This is a genomic window from Nonomuraea sp. NPDC050643, assembly GCF_040654715.1.
GTDB lineage: Bacteria > Actinomycetota > Actinomycetes > Streptosporangiales > Streptosporangiaceae > Nonomuraea.
Window position 1 is genome coordinate 53,600 of sequence record NZ_JBFAIM010000026.1, and the last position, 21,385, is coordinate 74,984.

General features: G+C 71.7%; 21 protein-coding genes. 16 read left to right on the forward strand and 5 right to left on the reverse strand.

Annotated elements, in window-relative coordinates:
* Positions 1-99 precede the first annotated feature (99 nt).
* From pafA to AB0I15_RS31705, 6 genes are all read left to right on the forward strand, one after another.
* On the forward strand, positions 100-1,458 hold the full coding sequence (gene pafA, locus AB0I15_RS31680) for a Pup--protein ligase (RefSeq protein WP_358103130.1): 1,359 nt from the start codon (positions 100-102) through the stop codon (positions 1,456-1,458).
* 477 nt (positions 1,459-1,935) lie between these two features.
* Entirely contained in the window at positions 1,936-2,853 is a 918-nt protein-coding gene (locus AB0I15_RS31685; protein WP_358103133.1) for an FKBP-type peptidyl-prolyl cis-trans isomerase, read from the forward strand.
* A gap of 88 nt (positions 2,854-2,941) precedes the next feature.
* Positions 2,942-4,033 (forward strand): FKBP-type peptidyl-prolyl cis-trans isomerase, encoded by a 1,092-nt coding sequence (locus AB0I15_RS31690; protein WP_358103136.1) that lies wholly within the window; start codon positions 2,942-2,944, stop codon positions 4,031-4,033.
* A 39-nt stretch (positions 4,034-4,072) separates the two neighbouring features.
* Entirely contained in the window at positions 4,073-4,423 is a 351-nt protein-coding gene (locus AB0I15_RS31695) for a hypothetical protein (protein WP_358103140.1), read from the forward strand.
* Positions 4,424-4,432: 9 nt separating this feature from the next.
* Positions 4,433-5,179 (forward strand): helix-turn-helix domain-containing protein, encoded by a 747-nt coding sequence (locus AB0I15_RS31700; RefSeq protein ID WP_358103143.1) that lies wholly within the window; start codon positions 4,433-4,435, stop codon positions 5,177-5,179.
* Between the two features lie 7 nt (positions 5,180-5,186).
* Positions 5,187-5,675, forward strand: a complete 489-nt coding sequence (locus tag AB0I15_RS31705) for a DUF3291 domain-containing protein (protein WP_358103380.1) — start codon at positions 5,187-5,189, stop codon at positions 5,673-5,675.
* On the opposite strand, the gene AB0I15_RS31710 is transcribed toward AB0I15_RS31705, so the two are convergent.
* A complete protein-coding gene (locus AB0I15_RS31710; RefSeq protein WP_358103145.1) occupies positions 5,621-6,688 on the reverse strand; it encodes a DUF3866 family protein in 1,068 nt (355 codons plus the stop codon). The genes AB0I15_RS31705 and AB0I15_RS31710 overlap by 55 nt on opposite strands.
* 38 nt (positions 6,689-6,726) lie before the next feature.
* On the opposite strand from AB0I15_RS31710, the gene AB0I15_RS31715 reads away from it, so the two are divergent.
* From AB0I15_RS31715 to AB0I15_RS31755, 9 genes are all read left to right on the forward strand, one after another.
* Positions 6,727-7,677, forward strand: coding sequence for a WYL domain-containing protein (locus tag AB0I15_RS31715; RefSeq protein WP_358103148.1), 951 nt, complete (start codon positions 6,727-6,729; stop codon positions 7,675-7,677).
* The gene (locus tag AB0I15_RS31720) at positions 7,674-8,639 is read left to right on the forward strand and encodes a WYL domain-containing protein (protein WP_358103151.1); all 966 of its coding nucleotides are present in this window, start codon (positions 7,674-7,676) and stop codon (positions 8,637-8,639) included. The genes AB0I15_RS31715 and AB0I15_RS31720 overlap by 4 nt, the downstream gene beginning before the upstream one ends.
* A complete protein-coding gene (locus tag AB0I15_RS31725; RefSeq protein ID WP_358103153.1) occupies positions 8,636-8,845 on the forward strand; it encodes a hypothetical protein in 210 nt (69 codons plus the stop codon). The genes AB0I15_RS31720 and AB0I15_RS31725 overlap by 4 nt, the downstream gene beginning before the upstream one ends.
* A gap of 29 nt (positions 8,846-8,874) precedes the next feature.
* Complete coding sequence (gene tatA / locus AB0I15_RS31730) at positions 8,875-9,234, forward strand: Sec-independent protein translocase subunit TatA (protein WP_358103156.1); 360 nt, start codon at positions 8,875-8,877, stop codon at positions 9,232-9,234.
* Positions 9,235-9,265: 31 nt separating this feature from the next.
* A complete protein-coding gene (gene tatC, locus AB0I15_RS31735) occupies positions 9,266-10,159 on the forward strand; it encodes a twin-arginine translocase subunit TatC (RefSeq protein WP_358103159.1) in 894 nt (297 codons plus the stop codon).
* Between the two features lie 50 nt (positions 10,160-10,209).
* Complete coding sequence (locus AB0I15_RS31740) at positions 10,210-11,109, forward strand: YegS/Rv2252/BmrU family lipid kinase (RefSeq protein ID WP_358103162.1); 900 nt, start codon at positions 10,210-10,212, stop codon at positions 11,107-11,109.
* A 74-nt stretch (positions 11,110-11,183) separates the two neighbouring features.
* Entirely contained in the window at positions 11,184-13,913 is a 2,730-nt protein-coding gene (locus tag AB0I15_RS31745) for a DEAD/DEAH box helicase (RefSeq protein ID WP_358103165.1), read from the forward strand.
* 410 nt (positions 13,914-14,323) lie between these two features.
* The gene (locus tag AB0I15_RS31750) at positions 14,324-16,123 is read left to right on the forward strand and encodes an ABC transporter ATP-binding protein (RefSeq protein ID WP_358103168.1); all 1,800 of its coding nucleotides are present in this window, start codon (positions 14,324-14,326) and stop codon (positions 16,121-16,123) included.
* Between the two features lie 129 nt (positions 16,124-16,252).
* Positions 16,253-16,837 carry a helix-turn-helix domain-containing protein gene (locus tag AB0I15_RS31755; protein WP_358103171.1) on the forward strand — a complete coding sequence of 195 codons (585 nt, stop codon included), beginning with the start codon at positions 16,253-16,255 and terminating at the stop codon, positions 16,835-16,837.
* A gap of 40 nt (positions 16,838-16,877) precedes the next feature.
* Here AB0I15_RS31755 and AB0I15_RS31760 read toward each other — a convergent pair whose 3' ends face one another.
* The 3 genes from AB0I15_RS31760 to AB0I15_RS31770 all read right to left on the reverse strand — a co-directional run bounded on the left by AB0I15_RS31760 (position 16,878) and on the right by AB0I15_RS31770 (position 19,481).
* Positions 16,878-18,299 (reverse strand): RNB domain-containing ribonuclease, encoded by a 1,422-nt coding sequence (locus AB0I15_RS31760; RefSeq protein WP_358103174.1) that lies wholly within the window; start codon positions 18,297-18,299, stop codon positions 16,878-16,880.
* Between the two features lie 47 nt (positions 18,300-18,346).
* Entirely contained in the window at positions 18,347-18,670 is a 324-nt protein-coding gene (locus tag AB0I15_RS31765; protein ID WP_358103177.1) for an STAS domain-containing protein, read from the reverse strand.
* A 226-nt stretch (positions 18,671-18,896) separates the two neighbouring features.
* On the reverse strand, positions 18,897-19,481 hold the full coding sequence (locus AB0I15_RS31770; protein ID WP_358103179.1) for a TetR family transcriptional regulator: 585 nt from the start codon (positions 19,479-19,481) through the stop codon (positions 18,897-18,899).
* A gap of 141 nt (positions 19,482-19,622) precedes the next feature.
* Here AB0I15_RS31770 and AB0I15_RS31775 point away from each other — a divergent pair, with 141 nt between their 5' ends.
* Positions 19,623-20,402 (forward strand): hypothetical protein, encoded by a 780-nt coding sequence (locus tag AB0I15_RS31775; protein WP_358103182.1) that lies wholly within the window; start codon positions 19,623-19,625, stop codon positions 20,400-20,402.
* Positions 20,403-20,439: 37 nt separating this feature from the next.
* Here the strand turns inward: AB0I15_RS31775 and AB0I15_RS31780 are convergent, their stop codons facing one another.
* Positions 20,440-21,336 carry a siderophore-interacting protein gene (locus AB0I15_RS31780; RefSeq protein WP_358103185.1) on the reverse strand — a complete coding sequence of 299 codons (897 nt, stop codon included), beginning with the start codon at positions 21,334-21,336 and terminating at the stop codon, positions 20,440-20,442.
* Positions 21,337-21,385: the final 49 nt, after the last annotated feature.

Consider the following 21,385-nt stretch of genomic DNA (forward strand, 5'->3'; position numbering starts at 1 on the left):
GGGCGGGCGCGGGGGACGAAGCCGGTCATACGGGTCCGGGCGGGAAAACACCTGGGAAGATCTCTCCCGCTTGCCGATCCGTGGGCATAGTGTGAGGTGATGGATCGTCGCATCTTCGGGCTGGAGAACGAGTACGGCGTGACCTGCACGTTCAGGGGACAGCGCAGGCTGTCGCCGGACGAGGTCGCGCGCTACCTGTTCCGGCGAGTCGTGTCCTGGGGCCGATCGAGCAACGTCTTCCTCCGCAATGGCGCCCGCCTCTATCTCGACGTGGGCAGCCATCCTGAATACGCAACACCCGAGTGTGACAACGTCATCGAGCTCGTCACCCACGACAAGGCGGGCGAGCGCATCCTCGAGGGCCTGCTCGTGGACGCCGAGAAACGGCTGCGCGAAGAGGGCATCGCCGGTGACATCTATCTGTTCAAGAACAACACCGACTCCGCCGGAAACTCCTACGGCTGCCACGAGAACTACCTGGTGGGCCGGCACGGGGAGTTCGGGCGGCTGGCCGACGTACTGATCCCGTTCCTGGTCACGCGCCAGATCGTGTGCGGGGCGGGCAAGGTGCTGCAGACGCCGCGCGGCGCGGTCTACTGCGTCTCGCAGCGGGCCGAGCACATCTGGGAGGGCGTGTCCAGCGCCACCACCCGGTCCCGGCCGATCATCAACACGCGTGACGAGCCGCACGCCGACGCCGAGCGCTTCCGCCGCCTGCACGTCATCGTGGGCGACTCCAACATGAGCGAGACCACCATGCTGCTCAAGGTCGGCGCCACCGACCTGGTGCTGCGCATGATCGAGTCGGGCACGGTCATGCGCGACCTGTCGCTGGAAAACCCGATCAGGGCCATCCGCGAGGTCTCCCACGACATGACGGGCCGGCGCAGGGTGCGCCTGGCCAACGGGCGTGAGGCCTCGAGCCTGGAGATCCAGCAGGAATACCTGTCCAAGGCGAAGGACTTCGTCGACCGGCGCGGCGGCGACGCCATCGCCCACCGGGTGCTGGAGCTGTGGGAGCGCACGCTGCACGCGGTCGACACGGGCAACCTCGACCTGGTCGCGCGGGAGATCGACTGGGTGACGAAATACCAGCTCATCGAGCGCTACCGGAAGAAGTACGACCTGCCGCTGTCCTCGCCCCGCGTGGCCCAGCTCGACCTGGCCTACCACGACGTGCACCGCAAGCGCGGCCTGTTCTACCTGCTGCAGAAGCGCGGCTCGGTGGAGCGGGTGGCGTCCGACCTGAAGATCTTCGAGGCCAAGTCGGTGCCGCCGCAGACGACCAGGGCGCGGCTGCGCGGCGAGTTCATCCGCAAGGCGCAGGAGAAGCGGCGCGACTTCACCGTCGACTGGGTGCATCTCAAGCTCAACGACCAGGCGCAGCGCACGGTGCTGTGCAAGGACCCGTTCCGGAGTGTGGACGAGCGGGTGGACAAGCTGATCGCCGGCATGTAGCCCGCGAGGCTGCGCACACCCGAGGCCGTGGGGCCGGTGCCCGTTCCGGCGGTCGTTGGGTGGCGCGGGCCGGTGGGGTGGCCAGGGTCGGTGCGGGTGGCGAGGGCCGGTGCGCCTCCGGTGGGGTGAGCGTGCCGGCCTGCGTTCGCGGAAGCGGCCCGGGCCCGGTGTACGTCCCGGCGCAGGGCCGATGTAACGGCGGCGGTGGCGCTGGGACGGCGGCGGTGGCGCGGTGCCGCTGGGACGGTGATGGTGGCGCGGTGCTGATGAGACGGCGGCGGTGGCGGGTGCCGTTGGGACGGTTGCGGGGTGGCGCTGATGGGAGGCTGGCGGGGCGCGACGCCGTTGGAACTGGGCGTTGCCGGGCCGGTGGGGCTTCGTTTACCTCGGCCCTACCGTGAAGTCGGGTAGGGTCAGGCGAATCTGACGTCTTTCCGAGGGAAACCGATGCGCCGCGCTCTGGCCGTAATGGCCGCCGTGCCTTTGATCTTGTTCGCCGCCGCGTGCGGCTCCGACGACGGCCCGAGCACCGGCGCCGTCGCCACCGGCAGCACTGCCGCCGGGTCGGCCGGGGTCAAGGTCGCCGGGAACGTGGGCGCCAAGCCCACGGTGACCTTCCCCACCGGCACACCCGCCACCAAATCCTCCTATGAGGTGATCCAGCCGGGCGCCGGCACCGGGCTCAAGTCCGGTGACCGGGTGATCGTCAACCTGACGGTCTACAACTGGGACGGCAAGGGCAACGCCGTCCAGGGCTCCTCCTACGACACCAAGGCTCCCGAGACGATCGCGATCAACGAGCAGCTCCCGCAGGTGCTCCAGGAGGGCTTCACCAAGGTCAAGCACGGCGGGCGGCTGCTGGCGGTGCTGGCCAACGACACCGTCGCCCAGCCGCAGCCCTCGCAGCCGGCCGAGCCGACCAAGGTGTTCGTGTTCGACGTCGTCGGCACCCAGGCGCCGGCGCTGAAGGCCGCCACCGGCAAGGAGACCGGCGACAGCATCAAGGGCGTCAAGGTGGAGAACCCGGGCGGCGAGAAGGCGCCCACGCTGAGCACCAAGACGGACGAGAAGGCGCCCAAGGACCTCGTCGTCAAGACGGTCATCCAGGGCACCGGCGCCAAGGCGCAGGCCAACCAGACGCTCACCGTCCACTACACGGGCAAGATCTGGGGCACCGACAAGCAGTTCGACTCGAGCTGGGACCGTGGCCAGCCGGCCGAGTTCCCGCTCGGCAACGTCATCCAGGGCTGGCAGAAGGGCCTGGCCGGGGTGCCGGTCGGCAGCCGCGTCGTGATGAGCATCCCACCGGACCTCGGCTACGGCGACCAGGCGCAGCAGGGCATCCCCGCCAAGAGCACGCTGGTGTTCGTGGTGGACGTCCTGGCGGCCTACTGACGGGTGATCTGACGGCGCGGTAGCATCGCGAGGCCCGGTGGCGTGACGCCGCCGGGCCGTTCCGTGCCGCCCCGTGCCGGGAGGACCGATGCGCCGCCGCCCCGCCGCGCTGTTCCTGAATCCGCCGCGCCACCGTGCCGCCGCGAGGCCGCCGTGGCAGGCCGCCACGCTGCTCCCGCGACCGTCATACGGCCGTCCCACCGCGGTGCCGCCGGTGCCGCCGGTGCCGCTGGAGTCGCCGGAGCCCTCGGCGTCCCCGGTGTCGCCGGTGTCGTTGTGCCGCCGATCCGCCGCGTTGTTGCTGGTGCCGGCGCTGGTGCTGGTGCTGGCCGGATGTACGGGCACGCCCGGCGGTGAGCTGGATCTGCGGGTGGGCGGGCCGTTCGGCGGGCGGCCGACGATCGTCTTCCCCGACGGCAAGCCGGTCGAAGGGCTGCAGGTGGACGAGCTGGCCACGGGCAAGGGCGAGCCGCTGGAGAAGGACGACGTGGCGATCGTCCAGTACACCGCGCACGTGTGGGACGGCAGGGGCAACCGCCTGGTCGACTCCAGCTTCAACCGGGGCACGCCGGCCGCGTTCCCGGTGGGCGAGCTGCTGCCGGGGCTGGAGGCGGCGCTGCGCGGGCGCCGGGTCGGCAGCAGGGTCATCGCCGCCATCCCGCCGGGCGACGGGTTCGGCCCCAACCCGCCGCGCGGGATCACGGCGGGCGAGGAGCTGTTCTACGTCGTCGACATCCTCGGCGCCCACCACAAGGGCGCCTCCGTACAGGCTCGTGGCGGGACCCTCGCGGGCGTGCGCGTCAGTGGTGCCGCCCGGCCGGTCCTGTCCGTGCCCGCGACCGCGCCGCCCGGCCGGTTCACCGCGAAGGTCCTGGCCCGGGGCGACGGGCGCGCCGCGCGCAACGGGCAGCTCGTCGTCACCCAGTACGCGGGCGCCCTCTGGAACGGCGGCCGCGTCTTCGACGCCACCTGGTCCACCGGCAGGCCCAAGGCGTTCAAACTCGGCGACGGCAGTGTGATCAAGGGCTGGGACCGGGCGCTGACGGGCGTCCCCGCGGGCAGCCGCGTCCTGATGATCGTCCCGCCCGCCTACGGCTACGGCGTCGCCGGCCACCCCGCGTACGGCATCAAGGGCTCCGACACGCTCGTCTTCGTCGTGGACCTCATCGCCGCCTACTGAACGGCTTCCTGAGCCGTCGGCCGGGGCAGGATGAAGGTCATGATGCGCGCGTTCATCGTCACCGCCTCCGTCTTAACCGTCCTGCTCGGCCTCGCGCCCGCCGCGAACGCCGCCAACCCGCCGTTCTGCAAGGGCGTCAAACCCTGCGTCATCGGCGGCGACGCCGGCGTCACCTGGGTCAACGCCGCCGCCTCCTCCGCCGCCCAGGGCCGCAAGATCGCCGCCCGCCTGCTGCGCAACGCCCAGGCCGTGCACCGCGAATACGGCGCGCCGGAGTACATCGACATCCGCGTGGTGAAGAAGGGCGCCTGCTGGCGCAAGTACGGCGGCGGCACCGCCAAGCCCCGCCGCTCCTGCGTCCAGGCGCACGTCGAGCGCAGGCTTTCATAGACTCCCGCTGTGAGTAGCGACGACCTTGAGGCGCTGGCCCTGCTGCACGACCCCGTCCGCCGCAGCCTGTACGACGTCGTCGCCTCCAGCGGCGGCGACGTGGGCCGCGGGGAGGCCGCCGAGGCCGCGGGCGTGTCCAGGACGCTGGCCGGCCACCATCTCGACAAGCTGGTGGAGGCCGGGCTGCTGGAGAGCGGCTTCCGGCGGCAGGAGAAGAAGGGGCCCGGCAGCGGCCGGCCCGCGAAGATCTACCGCAGGGCCAGGGGAGAGCGGACGGTGAGCCTGCCGCCGCGCGACTACGCCACCCTGGCCTCCGTCCTGGCCGGCGTGGTCGACCTGCTCGGCGCCGAGGAGCAGGCCGAGCAGGTCGCGCGCGGCGCCGGCGCCAGGCTCGCCAGGAGTCATGCCGGGGAGCCGGTCGAGCACGTGCTGAGTGAGCGCGGCTACGAGCCCTACGAGGAGGACGGCGCGCTGCGGCTGCGCAACTGCCCCTTCCACGTGCTGGCCGAGGAGCAGCCGCTGCTGGTGTGCTCGATGAACCTGGCCCTGTGCCAGGGGCTGCTCGAGGGGCTCGGCGACGACCCGGCCAGAGCCGGCCTCGATCCGCGACCGGGGGAGTGCTGCGTCGCCCTCAAGCCGGGTGCCGCCCTCAAGCCGGGTGCCGCCCCCGAGCCGGGTGCCGCCCCCGAGCCCGGCATCTCTCCCGAGTCGCCCGGATCTCTAAAACAAAAGAGCGTTGACATAGAAGGCGAGTGATGGTGTGCTGAACCCCATGCACCTCGCCCAGCTCAACATCGCCCACCTGCGCGCGCCCATCGACAGCCCCGAGCTCGCCGAGTTCGTCGCCCTCCTCGAGCCCGTCAACGCCCTCGCCGACGACTCGCCCGGGTTCGTGTGGCGGATGAAGGAGAGCGAGACCGACCCCACCGCCACGCTCACCCACGACTACGGCGACCACCTGCTGCTCAACTTCTCGGTGTGGGAGTCCCTGGAGTCGCTGTGGGACTTCGCCTACCGCAGCGCCCATCTGGGCGTGCTGCGGCGTCGCAGGGAGTGGTTCCTGCGCGCGATGGAGCCGTACATGGTGATGTGGTGGGTCCCCGAGGGGTGCGTTCCGTCGCTCGCGGAGGCGATGCGGCGGCTGGAACGCCTCAAGGCCGAGGGGCCGAGCCCGGAGGCGTTCACGTTCAAGGACTCCTACGCCAGCAGCGAGGCCGTCAGCCTTCCGGCCGCGGCCGAGGCCAGGAAGTAGGACAGGTCCTCCTCCAGGCCCCTGCCCATCGTCGACAGCCTGACCGGGGACTCCCGCAGCGCCTCGTGCAGGCCGTCAACCGGGACCGGCACCAGGCGATGCCGTACGGCCAGCAGCTCGGCCTGGTCCCGGACCCGCTCACCGAACTCGCCCGGCAGCTCGGGCACCGGCACGTCCGCCGGCGTCAGCGCGACCCGGCCGTAGGCGGTCAGCGAGTGGTGCGAGACGCCGTAGTGGCGCTCCCGCAGATCGCCCTCGCTGACCCGCAGCGCCGCCACCGGCCGCCCGAGCAGCACGCCCGCCGCGTTCACCGCCTCGCCCGCCGACACCCCGGAAAAGCCCCATTTGGTGCCCGTGCCCAGGTTGCCGGGCCCCTGGGTGACGATCGCCACGTCGGCCTCCAGCACGTGCCGGGCCGCCAGCAGCCCCGTGTGGGTGGTGACGGCCTCGAGGTCGCCGCCGAACGACTGGCCGACCGTGACCACGCCCGCCAGCCAGCCGATCTCGCGCAGCCGGGCCGCCGCCATCGAGAACCACGCGGGCAGCGCCCCGCCGTCGAGCATCACGTACGCGACCCGCACGCCGGGCCGGTCCGCGTACAGGCCGCACAGGATCGGCGGCAGCGCCGAGTGCAGATCCGCCACGATCACCGGCATCCCGTCGACCGAGTCCGCCTCGCGCAACCGGTCGTGATAAGGGGAATCCTGCTCGTCGGCGCCCTGCACCGTGGCCTGCAGCGGGGTGTACCGGGCCTTCACCAGGTGCCCGGGACCCCGCGGATCTTGCGGCAAACGGTTCGGGACGGCCACCACCATGGCGTAACCTCCCGTACCGAGACCCATCGCGAGCGCGGTCGTGTTGAGCAGCACCTCGTCGCCGGGTTCCGGGTGGCCGACCAACGACGGATAGGCCAGGGCCCGGCACTCCCCTTCGGGGACGGCGACGTCCAGCTCCACCGCTCCCGGCCACTCGCGTCGGATCCGTACAACCTCGCCCTTGCGCCATCTGATCACGGGGGCAGGGTAGCGTCGATGAAGGAGGAGTGAGGCAGATGTCGCGCCGGAAGACAGAACGGTTGCTCAATCTGGTGATCTGCCTGCTCGCCACCCGGCGCCCGTTGTCGGCCGAGCAGATCCGCCAGGCCGTGCCCGGATACGACCGCGACGGCGACGAGGCGTTCCAGCGGATGTTCGAGCGGGACAAGAACGAGCTGCGCGAGATCGGGATCCCCATCGACGTTGTCCGCGACCCGTGGGAGGACGAGCCCGGCTACCGGATCGAGCGGCAGTCGTACGAGCTGCCCGAGATCACCCTCGAGCCCGACGAGGCCGCCGTGCTGGGCCTGGCCGCCCAGGTGTGGCAGCGGGCCAGCCTGGCCGAGGCCGCCTCGGGGGCGCTGCTGAAGCTGCGGGCCGGCGGCGTGGCCACCGACCAGCCCATCGGCACCGGGGCGCTGGAGCTGCGCGTCGACACCCGCGACCCGGCCTTCCCCGCGCTGTGGGACGCCGTGCGCGACCGCCGCGTGGTGCGCTTCGACTACCGCGGCGCCGGCAGTGAGAGCGTGCGCGTCCGCACCGTCGAGCCGTGGGGCGTGGTCAGCCGCCGCGGCCGCTGGTACCTCGCCGCCTTCGACCGCGACAGGAACGCCCCCCGCGCCTTCCGGCTCAGCCGCATCAGCGGCCAGGTCACCGCGATCGGCCGGCCGGGCGCGGTCGAGGTGCCCGAAGGCGTCGACCTGCGCGCCATGGTGGGCTTCCCCGACGAGCCGATGGACGAGCGGGTCGCCGTCGTGCGCGTACGCCAGGGGGCGTGCGAAGGGGTGCGCCAGCTCGCCAGGGCCGTGCGCCCCGGCGCCGGCGGGTGGGACGAGGCCGAGCTGCCCTTCTCCGACCCCGAACGGCTGGCCGGCTGGATGGCCAGCCTCGGCGCCGACGTCGAGGTCGTCGAGCCGCCGGACGCCCGCGAGGCCGTCATCCGCAGACTGAAGGGGGCAATGGCATGAGTGGGTCCGCCGATCGGCTGCCGCGGCTGCTGGCGCTGGTGCCGTACCTGATGTCCCATCCGGGGGCGCAGGTCGGCGAGGTCGCCGCGGTGTTCGGGCTGAGCGAGAAGCAGCTCATCGACGACCTGCAGCTCGTGTGGATGTGCGGGCTGCCCGGCCACACCCCCGGCGATCTCATCGACGTGTCCTGGGACGGCGGCGAGATCATCATCGACAACGCCGACACCATCGCCAGGCCGCTGCGGCTCGGCATCGACGAGGCCAGCGCGCTGCTGGTCGCGCTGCGGATGCTGGCCGCCACCCCCGAGCTGGCCGAGGTGCCGGGCGACGCGCTGCCGCGCGTGACGGCCAAGCTGGAGCGGGCCGCGGGCGAGGGCGCCGCCACCGTCAGCAGCCAGGTCGCGGTCGACGTCGACGCCGCCCCCGACGCCCTGCCGCGTGTGCGCGAGGGCCTCACCAGGGGCCGGCGGCTGTCGCTGCGCTACTACGTGCCGGGCCGCGACGAGGTGACGCCGCGCGAGGTCGACCCGATGCGGCTCGTGGTCGTCGACGGCCGCGCCTACCTGGAGGGCTGGTGCTACCGGGCCGAGGCGATGCGGCTGTTCCGGCTCGACCGGGTGCTCGGCGTCGACGTGCTCGACGTGCCCGCCGACCCGCCCGCGGAGGCCGAGCCCATCGACGTCACCCAGGGCGTCTTCCGGCCCTCGCCGACCGATGAGCTGGTCGAGCTGGAGCTCAGCGCGGCCGGCCGGTGGGTGGCCGAGTACTACCCGTGCGAGCGGGTGACCGAGCTGGGCGAGGGGCGGCTGCGGGTGGCGCTGCGGGCCCGCGACGAAGACTGGATCATCAAGCTGGCGCTGCGCCTGGGCGACACCGGCCGGGTCGTCGCACCGCCCCAGATGGCCGAGACCGTGCGCGTGGAGGCCGAGCGGGCCCTGGCGTTGTACGCTCACCAGTCATGACGTGGATCTACCTGGCCGTGGGGGCGGGCGTGGCCGGGCTGGCCGGGCTGGCCGTGCTCGCCGTCGCCGGTGCCCGGGTCGCGGTCGCGGCACGTACCCTGAATAGGGAAATCGCCGAGGCGAAGGCCCAGCTTGAGCCGCGGCGGGCCAGATTGGCCGCCCGGGGGGATGAGACCACGCCCCCGGCAGCGTACGATCGTGGCTGAAACAGGCAACTCGCTAGAAAGGGCATTTCATGCCGAACCTCGGAGTTCCCGAACTCCTGATCATCCTTCTGGCGCTCGTGCTGCTGTTCGGCGCGAAGAAGCTGCCCGACATGGCCAGGGGCATCGGCCGCTCGCTGCGCATCTTCAAGTCGGAGACCGCCAAGCTCCGCGATGATGACGACGAGGACACGCAGCACACCGTGCAGGCCCAGGCCCAGGCGCAGGCCCCCGCTCAGCCCCAGCCCGTGCAGCCGCAGCCGATCCAGGCCGCTCCGGCTCCGGCGCCCGCCCCCGCTCCGGCCCCCTCGGCCGAGGAGCAGGCCCGCCAGCTCGAGGAGCAGGCCGCCAGGCTGCGTGCCAGCGCCGCGCAGGCGGACAAGCGCGCCTGACCCCATCCCTTCTCCTCACCTGGACTGCTAGATGGCGCTGCTGAAACGGTCGAGCGGACCGGCCCCCGACCCTGATCCAGAGGGCCGCATGCCCCTCATGGAGCACCTGCGGGAGCTGCGCAACCGCCTGCTCATCGCGCTGGCCGCCGGGATCGTCGGCATCGTCGTGGGCTTCATCGTCTTCGATCCGGTGTGGGCGTTCATCAAGGAGCCGTTCTGCGAGACGCCGCAGGCCGGTCAGCTCCGTCCCGGCGAGTGCACGCTCATCTTCGGCGGCATCTTCCAGTCGTTCTTCCTGACGCTGAAGGTCTCGGCGCTGGTCGGCATCGTCGTGTCGTCACCGGTCTGGCTCTACCAGATCTGGGCGTTCGTCACGCCCGCGCTCTACCGCAACGAGAAGCGCTACTCCATCACCTTCCTCGGGCTGGCCGTCCCGCTGTTCCTGCTCGGCACCGCGCTGGCGTACTTCATCATGGACACCAGCCTGGCGATCCTGCTGGGGTTCGCGCCGACCGACTCCGTCGCGGCCATCCAGATCGACGAGTACGTCAGCTACGTGCTCATCATGCTGGTGATCTTCGGGATCTCGTTCGAGCTGCCACTGCTGCTGGTGTTCCTGAACATCGTCGGCGTCCTGTCCCACGCCACGGTCAAGAAGCACCGCCGCTGGGTCATCTTCGCCATGTTCATCTTCGGCGCGGTCATCACGCCGGGCGGCGACCCGCTCACGATGCTGGCACTGGCCATGCCGATGATCGTGCTCTACTTCGTGGCCGAGTTCTTCATGTTCATGCGCGAGAAGCGCATGCCCGCCGAGGACTTCTCCCACCTGTCCGACGACGAGGCGTCGCCGCTGGTGGAGGACACCCGGCCGGTCGACGACCCCGATCCGCTCGACGAGGAGCCCGGCGCCGACAAGCGATGACCACGAGCGGGGGCGTTCCCGTCCGGCGCGATAGGCGATAGGTTCCGGGCGTGTCCCCACAACTCGCCCTGCTGGTCAACCCCGCCGCGCGCGGCGGGCGTACGCTGCGCCTGCTCGAGCCCGTGGCGCGCCGGCTGCGTGCCGGAGGGGCCGAGCTTTCCGTGATCGTCGGCGACGACGCGGGCGACGCGCTGGAGCGCGCCTGCACCGCCGTGTCCGAGCGCCCCGACGCCCTGGTGGCCTTCGGCGGCGACGGCCTGGTGCATCTGGCCGTCCAGGCCGTGGCCGGCACCGACGTGCCGCTCGGTATCATCCCCGCGGGCACCGGCAACGACATCGCCGCCGCGCTCGGGCTGCCCTGCAAGGACCCCGTCGCCGCGGCCCGCACGGTCCTGCGGATGAAGACGCGCCTGCTCGACGCGGCCCGCATCCGGGCCGGCGGGGCCGAGGAGTTGTTCGCCGGGGTGATGTGCTGCGGCTTCGACTCGCGGGTCAACGAGCGCGCCAACCGGCGCACCTGGCCCCCGGGCATGGCCCGGTACGTGGTGGCCATGATGGAGGAGCTGCGCGCGTTCCGGCCGATCCCCTTTCGGATCACGCTCGACGCCGAGGAGGTGATCGAGCGGGAGGCCATGCTGGTGGCGGTGGCCAACACGCGTTCCTACGGGGCCGGGATGCGGGTGTGCCCGGACGCCAGCCCCGACGACGGGCTGCTCGACGTGATGATGCTGGAGGCGGTGTCCAAGGCGGAGTTCCTGCGCGTGTTCCCGAGCGTCTACCGGGGCACGCACGTGGGGCATCCGGCGGTGTCGGTACGGCGGGTGCGCAGTGTGAGCCTGGAGGTGGCCGACGGCCCGCAGGACACCGTCGCGTACGCCGACGGCGAACGGATCGGGGCGGTGCCCGTGCACTGTGAGGTGCGACCGGGGGCGCTGCGCGTCATCTCTTGAGATCTACATTGTAAAGGACCAGGGCCGGAATAGCCGGGACGGACCGGAATGGCGATTTCGGTAGGCTGGGCCGTATGACAACGCCAGCGGAACGCTACGCGGCCTTCCGTCAACGACACGGGGACGACGGGGCCGCTCTCAGATCGTTCCGAGGTCTCTACGACTTCGAGCTGGACGACTTCCAGCTAGACGCCTGCCGGGCGCTGGAGGCCGGCGACGGCGTCCTGGTGGCGGCGCCCACGGGGTCGGGCAAGACGGTCGTCGGTGAGTTCGCCGTCCATCTGGCCCTGGAGCAGGGCCGCAAGTGCTTCTACACCACCCCGATCAAGGCGTTGTCCAACCAGAAGTACAACGACCTGGTCAAACGCTACGGCACCGCCAAGGTCGGCCTGCTGACCGGCGACAACAGCGTCAACGGCGAGGCCCCCATCGTGGTCATGACCACGGAGGTGCTGCGCAACATGCTCTACGCCGGCTCGGCCACGCTGGCCGGGCTGGGGTTCGCCGTCATGGACGAGGTCCACTACCTGGCCGACCGCTTCCGCGGCGCGGTGTGGGAAGAGGTCATCATCCACCTGCCCGAGTCGGTCCGGCTGGTGGCGCTGTCGGCGACCGTGAGCAACGCCGAGGAGTTCGGCGAGTGGATGGGCGAGGTGCGCGGCGACACCACGGTGATCGTCGACGAGCACCGGCCGGTGCCGCTGTGGCAGCACATGATGATCGGCACCCGCGTCTACGACCTGTTCGTCAACGAGGAGGGCGACGCGACGCCGCGTATCAGCCCCACGCTGATGCGGGTCACCCGCGACGCCGAGCGGCTGAGCGCGGGCCGGGGCAGGCGCGGCTACGGCCGGCCGCAGCGCTCCCGCCCGCCGGACCGGGCGCAGGTGATCGAGAAGCTCGACTCCGAGGGCCTGCTGCCGGCGATCACGTTCATCTTCTCGCGCGCCGGTTGCGGCGCGGCCGTGCAGCAGTGCCTGCAGGCCGGCATCCGGCTGACCAGCGAGCGCGAGCGGCACGAGATCAGGCAGCTCGTCGACGAGCGCACCGCGCACCTGCCCGACGAGGACCTGGCCGTGCTCGGCTACCTGGAGTGGCGCGACTGCCTGGAGCGGGGCCTGGCGGCCCACCACGCGGGCATGCTGCCGGCCTTCAAGGAGGTCGTCGAGGAGCTGTTCACGCGCGGCCTGGTCAAGGCCGTGTTCGCGACCGAGACGCTGGCGCTGGGCATCAACATGCCCGCCCGCAGCGTGGTGATCGAGAAGCTCGACAAGTGGAACGGTGAGACCCACGCCGACCTGACGCCAGGGGAGTACACCCAGCTCACCGGGCGGGCCGGGCGGCGCGGCATCGACATCGAGGGCCACGCCGTGGTGCTGTGGCAGCCGGGCATGGACCCGCTGTCGGTGGCGGGGCTGGCGGGCACCCGCACCTATCCGTTGCGCTCCAGCTTCCAGCCCTCGTACAACATGGCGGTCAACCTGGTCGGGCAGTTCGGCCGGGAACGCGCCAGGACGCTGCTGGAGGAGTCGTTCGCGCAGTTCCAGGCCGATCGGGCGGTCGTGGGCCTGGCCAAGCAGTTGCGCAAGCACGAGGAGGCCCTGGAGGGCTACCAGGAGGCCATGACGTGCCACCTGGGCGACTTCCCCGAATACGCGGCGCTGCGGCGCCGCCTGTCCGACCGGGAGGCCGAGCTGTCGCGCCAGCGCGGCGCCGCCCGCCGGGCCGCCGCCGCGCGGTCGCTGGAGGCGCTGCAGCCGGGTGACGTCATCCGGGTGCCGGGCGGGCGCAGGGCGGGCCTGGCGATCGTCCTCGACCCCGGCCGCAACCCGCGCGGCAACGGCCCGAGCCCGCTCGTGCTGACGATCGGCAAGCAGGTCAAGAAGCTCGACTCGGCCGACTTCCCCGTGCCGGTGGAGCCGCTGGAGAAGCTGCGCATCCCGAAGAACTTCAACGCCCGCTCGCCCAAGGAACGCGCCAACCTCGTCTCCACGCTGCTGGCCAAGGTCGGCGACCGTGACCTGGGCAAGCCGGCCAGGGCGCGCGACCACGCGGTGGAGGACGACGAGGTCAACGAGCTGCGCCGGCGCATCCGCCAGCACCCCGCCCACGGCTGCGACGAGCGCGAGGACCACGCTCGCTGGGCCGAGCGCTACTACAAGCTGCTGCGCGAGACCGAGGGGCTGCGCCGCCGGGTGGAGGGCCGCTCGCACGTCATCTCCCGTACGTTCGACCGGATCTGCTCGGTGCTGGAGCAGCTCGGCTACCTCGACGGGGAGACGGTCACCGACGAGGGCCGCCGCCTGGGTCGCCTCTACACCGAGCTCGACCTGCTCACCGCCGAGTCCCTGCGCAAGGGGCTGTGGGAGGAGCTCGAGCCGGCCGAGCTGGCCGCGTGCGTGTCGGCTCTGGTGTTCGAGTCGCGGGCGTCCGACGACACCCGCCGCCCCAAGATCCCCGCCGGGCGGGCGCAGGACGCGCTGTCGGCCATGATGCGGCTGTGGGGCGAGCTGGAGGGCATCGAGTCCGACCACGGGTTGTCCACGATCAGGGAGCCGGACCTGGGGTTCGCGTGGGCGGCGTTCCGCTGGACGAAGGGGCACAGTCTCGACGCCGTCCTCATGGAGGGCGTCAACGGCAACGAGCTGGCGGCCGGTGACTTCGTCCGGTGGATCAAGCAGCTCATGGACCTGCTCGGGCAGCTCGGCAGCGCGGCGCCGAAGAACAGCAAGGTCAAGCAGACGGCGATCAAGGCGATGGACGCGATGCGGCGCGGAGTGGTGGCCTACTCGTCGCTCACCTGACATATGCCGGGAAGACCGCGACCGTGCCCATGGGGCCGGTCGCGGTCTTCGTGTCGCCCGGTGCGCGGGCCGATGTGACCGCATGCTGCTGAGAACCAGTTCTCAGTAGCATCTTTGACGGTCGAGTGACTTCTCCCAGTCGTTTTACTCATTTACAAGGCATTTAACGCCGTCGCGCCATCGCCTTTCTGGCCGGGATTGGCTGGTCAATTCTTCTTGAAATACACTCTTATCTGCTGATTTGTCGCAATTAAGGTGCTAGCGTCCGATTTATGCAAGTCAACCAACGGGGGAGGAATCATGGTTGGCACTCGCTTCGCACAGGTCGGACACCAGCAGGGATGGGGCTGCCGCAGGCGCCGCCGCTGGCGCCGGTGGGGCTGGGGCTGCTCCCGTCGTAGGTGGTGGGGGTGCTAGATAACCCCCTTGAGAGCCGGCGGCTGAGCCGCCGGCTCTCCTTGAGCGCCTCCGGCCGTGACCTCGCGCCGGCGATTTCCTTTCGCCGCACGTTCCGCGAGTTCTGGCCGGACACTCAGGGGTTGCGGCACCTGTTCGCGGCCGGGGTGGTGTTCGCCGTCCTGGCCGCGCTCTGTGAGGTCGCCGCGATCCGCCTGTTCGGCCACATCACCGACCAAGTGCTGACGACCCGGGACCTGGGGGCGTTCTGGACCCCGGCGTTCGCCTGGCTCGGGCTCGCCGCGCTCGCCGGGGTGGCGTCCTTCGGGAGCGCGTACGTCACCGCACTGGGCGCCGAACGATTCCTGCTGGCCCTGCGCGACCGCGTGTACGAGCACCTGCAGACGCTCCCGCCCGACTTCTCCGAGAAGCGGAGACTCGGCGACCTGATGGCCCGGCTGACCGACGACGTCGAGGCCATCGAGGAGCTCATCGGCTCCGGACTGGTCAAGGCGATCACCCTGATCGCCAGCGTGGTGTTCTTCGCCGGGGCGGCCTTCTTCGTCCGCTGGGATCTCGCGCTCATCACCATGGCGCTGATCCCGCTGTTCCTGGTGGCCTCGAAGCTGTTCGCGGCCGGGTTCAGGGTGGCGGCGGCGCGTGAGCGAGCCAGCAACGGGGCGATGAACAGCGTCCTGGAGGAGGGGCTGGCCAACCAGCCGCTCGTGCAGGCGTACAACCGGCAGGGCGCCGAGTCGGGGCGCCTGCACCGGGAGGGCCGCCGCTGGCTGGGCGCCAACATGGCACAGGCCTGGCTGTCCGGCCTGTACGGTCCCGCCGTCCAGCTCATCGAGACCGTGTGCCTGATCGTGATCCTCGGCTTCGGCGCGTGGGAGATCGCGGCGGGCCGCCTGACGCTGGGCGGACTGCTGTCGTTCGCGGCCTACCTGGCCCTGCTGTACCCGGCCGTCCAAGGGCTGGGAGAGCTGGCCCTGACCGTCTCCGAGGCGGCGGCCGGCTCCGACCGGGTGATCGAGATCCTGCGGGCCCGGCCGGACGTCACCGACGCCGACGGCGCCGTGCCGGCGGGCCGGGGCCGGGGGCTGGTCACGTTCGAGCAGGTCGGCTTCGCCTATCCGGGGCGGGGACGGCCGGTGCTGCGGGACCTGTCGTTCACCGCCGGGCCCGGCGAGGTCGTCGCCTTCACCGGTCCCAGCGGCGTGGGCAAGTCCACCCTGGTCAAGCTGCTGCTGCGGTTCTACGACCCGGACGCGGGGCGCGTCCTGCTGGACGGCGCCGACATCCGGGGACTGACGCGGGAGTCGCTGCGTGACAACGTCACGATCCTGCACCAGGAGACGATGCTGTTCTCGGGGTCCGTGCGCGACAACATCGCCTACGGCCGGCCGGGCGCCTCGCTCGACGAGGTGATCAGGGCGGCCGAGGCGGCGGGCGTGCACGACTTCGTCAAGCTGCTGCCCCAGGGGTACGACACGCCGGTGGGGCAGCGGGGGCGGCTCCTGTCCGGCGGGCAGCGGCAGCGCATCGCGATCGCCAGGGCCATCCTGCGCGACGCGCCGGTGCTGGTGCTCGACGAGCCCATGAACGGGCTCGACGAGGCCATGGCCGCGCAGGTCATGAGGCCGCTGCGGCGGCTCATGGCCGGGCGCACGACGCTGCTCATCACGCACGACCTGCGGCACGTGCCGCAGGAGGCGCGCGTGGTGGAGCTGGAGCCGGTGCCCAGGCAGGAGCGGATCCGGCTCAAGAGGGTCGGTGTTCCCGACCGGGGCACGAGCGCCGCGCCTTTCTAGAACCGCCTGGCACCCGCCTCACGGCCGCGTTCCGTGGGGCGGGTGTCGGGTGTTTGGGGTGGTATGTCCTTACATTTCCTCGCTAGAATCGGAGAAGTCTCTCCGCTTGTTCTGAGGCAGGTTCATGTCATGGGCGACGACCACAGCGCCGCCAGGCCGCTGCGCGCCGACGCCCGGCGCAACCGCGAACGGGTCCTGCAGATCGCGCAGGAGGCCCTGGCCAGCGACGGCCTGACCATCTCCTTCGACGAGATCGCGCGACGGGCCGGGTTCGGGGTGGGCACCGTCTACCGGCATTTCCCCACCAAGGAGGCGCTGGTCGAGGCCGTGCTGCTGGGGCGGATCGAGCGGTTCGTGGCCGACGCCCGCGCGCTGGCCACCGCCGAGGACGCGGGCCGGGCCTTCTTCGGCTGGTTCACCCGCGTGGTCGAGCAGGCCTCGGCCAACCAGGCGCTGTGCGACATGCTGGAGAGCGGCTCGGGCATGACACTGCGGCCCGGCTCGACACTGGCGGGCGACTTCGCCGCCGCGCTCGGGCGGCTGCTGGTGCGGGCCCAGCGGGCCGGGGCGGTGCGGCCGGATCTGGGGGCGCAGGACGTACAGGATCTGCTGCGGGGGTGCCTGGCCGCCGAGCGGAGGGCGCGGGCCAGGGGGTCGGCGGTGCGGATGGCGGACGTGGTCTGCGACGGCATGCGGGCGGCCAAGGCGAGCTGACCGGGCACGCTTCACCTGAGGTCGTGCTCGATCGGAGAGGTCAGGTGGCCAGGGTGAAGCGGACCTCGCGGGTGGCCGGGTCGGCGCGGGCCAGCCGCACCGTGACCTGCTCGCCCAGGGGCAGCGGCCCGTCGCAGCGGGCGATCACCGCGGGGTCCACGAGCTGCACCTGCCCGCCGCCGCGCCGCTCGTCCACGTCGATCACGACCGCCTCGAACGCCTGCCCGATCCTGTCGCGCAGCAGGAACGCCTCCACCAGGTCCACGCACGCCCGGTCCACCGCCCCCGCCCGGCGTCCGGAGGCGGACATGAGGTCGGGCAGGACCGCCAGCGCCGCCCGTACGTCGGAGGGGATCGGCTCGCCCGCCCCGATCGCCAGGCAGACCTCGGTCGCGTAGCGGTCGACCAGGCGCCGCAGTGGAGCCGTGACATGCGCGTACGGCGCCGCCACCGCCGCGTGCTCGGCCAGCCGGGGCGGCGCGCCGTCGAAGGCCACGTAGCCCGCGCCGCGCAGCAGCACCCGTGACTCGTGCAGGAACGCCGCCTGCTGCGCCTTCTTCGGATCCAGGTCGTGCACCACGGCCCCGTAGCCGGCCCCCTCCGGCCACGGCACGTCGAGCGCCTGGGCCACCCGGCGCACCTTGGCCAGGTCGCCGGGCTGCGGCGGGGGCAGCACCCGCAGGATGCCGATCTCCGCGTCGAGCATCATGGAGGCCGCGGCCATGCCGGTCAGCAGGGAGATCTGCGCGTTCCACGCCTCGGCGGGCAGCGGCAGCCGGAACTCCAGCCGGTATCCGCCGTCGGCGGCCACGATCTCCTGGTCGGGAGTGGGGAGGGTGACGCCGCCGCGCTCGCGCTCGAGGGCCAGCCGAAGCCGGCCGATCTCGGCCAGCAGCTCCAGGACGCCGTCGGCGGTGCCGGTGTCGATCACCGCCTGGACGTAGTCGTAGTCATAGCGCTCGCGGCTGCGTACGAGGGCGCGCTGGACGTCGGCGCCCACCGTGCGGCCGTCGGCGTCGAGGTCGATCCGCCACACCACGGCCGGGCGCAGCGCGCCGGGCAGCAGGCTGGCCGCGTCTTCCGACAGGACCTTCGGGTGCAGGGGCACCTTGCCCGCCGGCATGTAGAGGGTCTCGCCCCGGGAGCGGGCCTCGGTGTCGATCACGCCGCCGGGGCGGACGAACGCGCCGACGTCGGCGATGGCGTACCAGACGCGGTAGCCGGCGCGCAGCCGCTCCAGGTGGAGGGCCTGGTCGAGGTCCATCGAGCCGGGCGGGTCGATGGTCACGAACGGCACGTCGGTCATGTCCTCGGCGTCGAGCCGCGGCACCCGCGCCACCCACGCCGCCTCGTCGAGCACGGCGCCGGGGAAGTCGCCGGGCAGCGTGAACTCCCGCCTGATCCGGTCGAACCCGTCTTCCAGCTTCAGGGGTATCTCATCGGGAACCTGAATCGTCGGCACGCCTGACAACCTACAGGCGCGCCCGACCGGTCAGGTGGGGTGGCCGGTCAGGTGAGGTGGCCGTCCAGGCCGGTGATGCGCAGCAGCCGCCGCATGCGGGGCGGCACGTTCTCGATGTGCAACGGGGTGCGCTGGCTGAGTGCCTGGTTCTGGACGGAGACGAGGATGCCGAGCCCGGCCGCGTCGATGAAGGACAGGCGGCTCACCTCGATCACCAGCGACACGTTGCCGCGGCGGGCGTGCCCGGCCTCCTGCAGCAGGTCGAGCAGGTGGCTGCGGAGCAGCTCGGTGGTGGCGATGTCGAGCTCCCCTGACACGCTCAGGGTCAGTGCCCCGTCACGGCGGCAGGTGGTCAGGTGCAGTGGGTCCATATCCGGCTCCGCGCTCTCACAGGGCCCGGATCATCGGTCGGTCGCGCGGACCCGCCCTTGCCAAAGACACCAGATGTACGTGCGCGCGTCACCTAGAGCGACCGCGCGCTTCCGGAATGGAGTTTACATGCCCATACGCGCACGTCGAGAGATGAGCCCCGATTCGGGGGACAGGAGAATTCCTCAGGAAACAATTCCGATTACCGGTGGGGAAAAACCTCACCCGTCATCGGGGTTTCAGTCCGAGCAGGATGAGGTCGCAGAGAGCGGCGAAATCGGCTTCGATGCCGGGGCGGCTCCAGCCGGCGGCGTGCACGGGATTGTGAAAGGTGCTCATGGCGTGGAAGACGGCGCGCGCCGCGACGGCCGGGTCGGGCGCGGCCAGCTCGCCCCGCTCGACACCGGCGGCGATGATCCGCTCCACCTGACCGATCAGGTCGGCGACGTGCCGGTCGATGACCGCGCTGGCCTCCTTGACCAGCACCATGTACGTGGCGAAGAGCTCGGGGTCGTCGAGCGCCTTGTCGCGCTTGGCGGTGAACAGCACCGACAGCCACTCGCGCAGCCGCACGTCGGCCGGCCTGGTGGCGGCCATGACGGTGGCCAGGGCGGCGTGGGACTCGTCCAGCCAACGCTGGGTGACAGCCTCGCGCAGGGCCGTCTTGCTGGGGAAATGCCGGTAGACGCTGCCGTGGCTGACGCCGAGGGCGCGCGCCACGTCGACGACCGTGGCCTTGGCCGGGCCGTAGCGGCGCAGGACGTCTTGCGCCGCCGCGAGGATCTGGTCGGCCGTCAGGATGCCATCTGTCACCTTTCCAATTCTGTCAGCCGTTCGGGCATGCATGACGACGGAGATACGGGTGGGCGTATTTTGGGGAAATTTGGGGGTTTGCCGGGGTCGATCACACTACGCTGCTAGCCCTGTCAGGTACGAGGGGAAAGCAACGACATCGTGTGGATCGCAGTCGCAGTGGTGGCGGCCGCCGTGGTGGGTGTGGTGGCCTGGTGGTTCCGCCGGGATTCGGCCGGTGGTGAGGCCTGGGCCGAGGCGGAGCGGGCGGGGGAGTGGGCCTCGCTGCTCGGGGCAGAGGCGGGGGCCGCGTTCATGGAGGGCCTGCGGGCCTACCACGACGCCGGAGGGGCGTTGCGGGTGGAGGGGGAGCGGGGGGTGCTCACCACGTACGAGCCGCCCCGGCTGATCTCGCTGCACCTGCTCGCCGACGCGTTCGCGGCCCGGGGGGACGCCGCGATGCACGACCCGCAGGGCACGGTCGCGACGCTGCTGGAGCAGCTCGCGGCGGCCGAACGGCCCGGGGTGCTGCACCTGCGGGCCGGCTGGCTGGAGGGTGAGGTGGACGGCCTGGACGCCGCCGGCTTCGCCGGCGCGGTGGGCGGGCTGCTGGGCGGGACGGGTGAGGCCGCCCTTGGAGCGTTGCAGGTGCCCGTGCCCGGGGACCGGGTGTCGCACGTCAACGGGACGCCGCTCAAGCCGGTGACCAAGGACGGCGAGGTGAGGACGGGCGCGTCCAACACGATGATGCTGGACCTGGCCCGGGTGCTCGACCTCTACCGGGAGGAACGTGACAAGCGGCCGGACGCGGCGGCGGAGGCGCTGCTGCGCGAGATCGTGCCCCGGCTGATCGCCTCCGGCGGTCCCGGCCTCACCTGGGCGAAACCGCCCACGGACGAGGAACTGCGGGCCGTGCTGGGCGGCTCACCGGAGCTGCGCTGACGCGCCGACGGCCGCCCGGCCCGTCCGCTCGTCGTGCTCACTCGTTGTGTTCGGAGCGGCCCTTGCGCCAGTAGCCCATGAAGGCCACGGAGCGGCGGTCCAGGCCGCGTTCGGCCACCAGGTGGCGGCGCAGGGTCTTGATGACGGCGGCCTCGCCGGCCAGCCACGCGTACAGCGGGCCGTAGTCCGGCAGTTCCTCCTCCGGGACCTCCCACAGCTCGTCGGCGTCCACGTCCACGTCGTCGAAGGTGTCCGGCGTGGGCAGCGGCGGCAGCAGGCGGCCGGCGGCGGCCTGGACGGCGGGGACGAGGGCGGCGCCGCGTTCGCCGCCGTTCCTGGCCAGCCAGGTCACCTTGACCGAGGCGGAGGTCTCCACCGGCAGGAAGTCGTCCTCGCTGGGCACCTCCATGAGCACCTCGCCCGCCAGGCCGGCGGGCATCCGCTCGAGGATGCCGCAGATGGCGGGCACCGCGGTCTCGTCGCCGGCGATCAGCACGCAGCCGGTTCCGGCCGGCGGGTGGAACTCCAGGCCGCCGTGGCGGCTCTCGTAACGGGAGTCGGGGCCGTACAGGGCGGCGATGTCGCCGACGGTGACGGCCTCGGCCCAGCGGGCGGCCGGGCCGCCGTCCGGGTGCATGACCACGTCCACGTCGACCTCGGCGGCCTCCGGCCGGACCAGGCGGGCGGTGTACGTGCGCATCGGGTTGCGCTTGTCGTCGTCGAGCAGCCGCCACTGGGTGAACCAGTCGGAGCCGGTCGGCAGGTGGGCCAGGCCGTGCTCGGGGAGCGGGAGGATGAGCTTGAGCCGCTGGTCGAAGCCGTTGTCGGCGAACAGGTGCAGATCTTCGCCGGTGAAGGTCACGCGGAGGAACGACGGGCTCAGCCGCTGGAGGCGGTCTACTCGGACGTCGAACATGCGGTACGGCTCGGTCATCCCCGGAAACTCCGATCTTAATTAGGTGAGCCTAACCTAATCGATCAAA

Excerpts from the sequence above, each read along its gene's own strand:
- pafA (WP_358103130.1), top strand. The coding sequence starts at position 100 with ATGGATCGTCGCATCTTCGGGCTGGAGAACGAGTACGGCGTGACCTGC.
- AB0I15_RS31690 (WP_358103136.1), top strand. The coding sequence starts at position 2,942 with ATGCGCCGCCGCCCCGCCGCGCTGTTCCTGAATCCGCCGCGCCACCGT.
- AB0I15_RS31695 (WP_358103140.1), top strand. The coding sequence starts at position 4,073 with ATGATGCGCGCGTTCATCGTCACCGCCTCCGTCTTAACCGTCCTGCTC.
- AB0I15_RS31715 (WP_358103148.1), top strand. The coding sequence starts at position 6,727 with ATGTCGCGCCGGAAGACAGAACGGTTGCTCAATCTGGTGATCTGCCTG.
- AB0I15_RS31720 (WP_358103151.1), top strand. The coding sequence starts at position 7,674 with ATGAGTGGGTCCGCCGATCGGCTGCCGCGGCTGCTGGCGCTGGTGCCG.
- AB0I15_RS31725 (WP_358103153.1), top strand. The coding sequence starts at position 8,636 with ATGACGTGGATCTACCTGGCCGTGGGGGCGGGCGTGGCCGGGCTGGCC.
- tatA (WP_358103156.1), top strand. The coding sequence starts at position 8,875 with ATGCCGAACCTCGGAGTTCCCGAACTCCTGATCATCCTTCTGGCGCTC.
- tatC (WP_358103159.1), top strand. The coding sequence starts at position 9,266 with ATGGCGCTGCTGAAACGGTCGAGCGGACCGGCCCCCGACCCTGATCCA.
- AB0I15_RS31745 (WP_358103165.1), top strand. The coding sequence starts at position 11,184 with ATGACAACGCCAGCGGAACGCTACGCGGCCTTCCGTCAACGACACGGG.
- AB0I15_RS31755 (WP_358103171.1), top strand. The coding sequence starts at position 16,253 with ATGGGCGACGACCACAGCGCCGCCAGGCCGCTGCGCGCCGACGCCCGG.
- AB0I15_RS31765 (WP_358103177.1), bottom strand. The coding sequence starts at position 18,670 with ATGGACCCACTGCACCTGACCACCTGCCGCCGTGACGGGGCACTGACC.
- AB0I15_RS31780 (WP_358103185.1), bottom strand. The coding sequence starts at position 21,336 with ATGACCGAGCCGTACCGCATGTTCGACGTCCGAGTAGACCGCCTCCAG.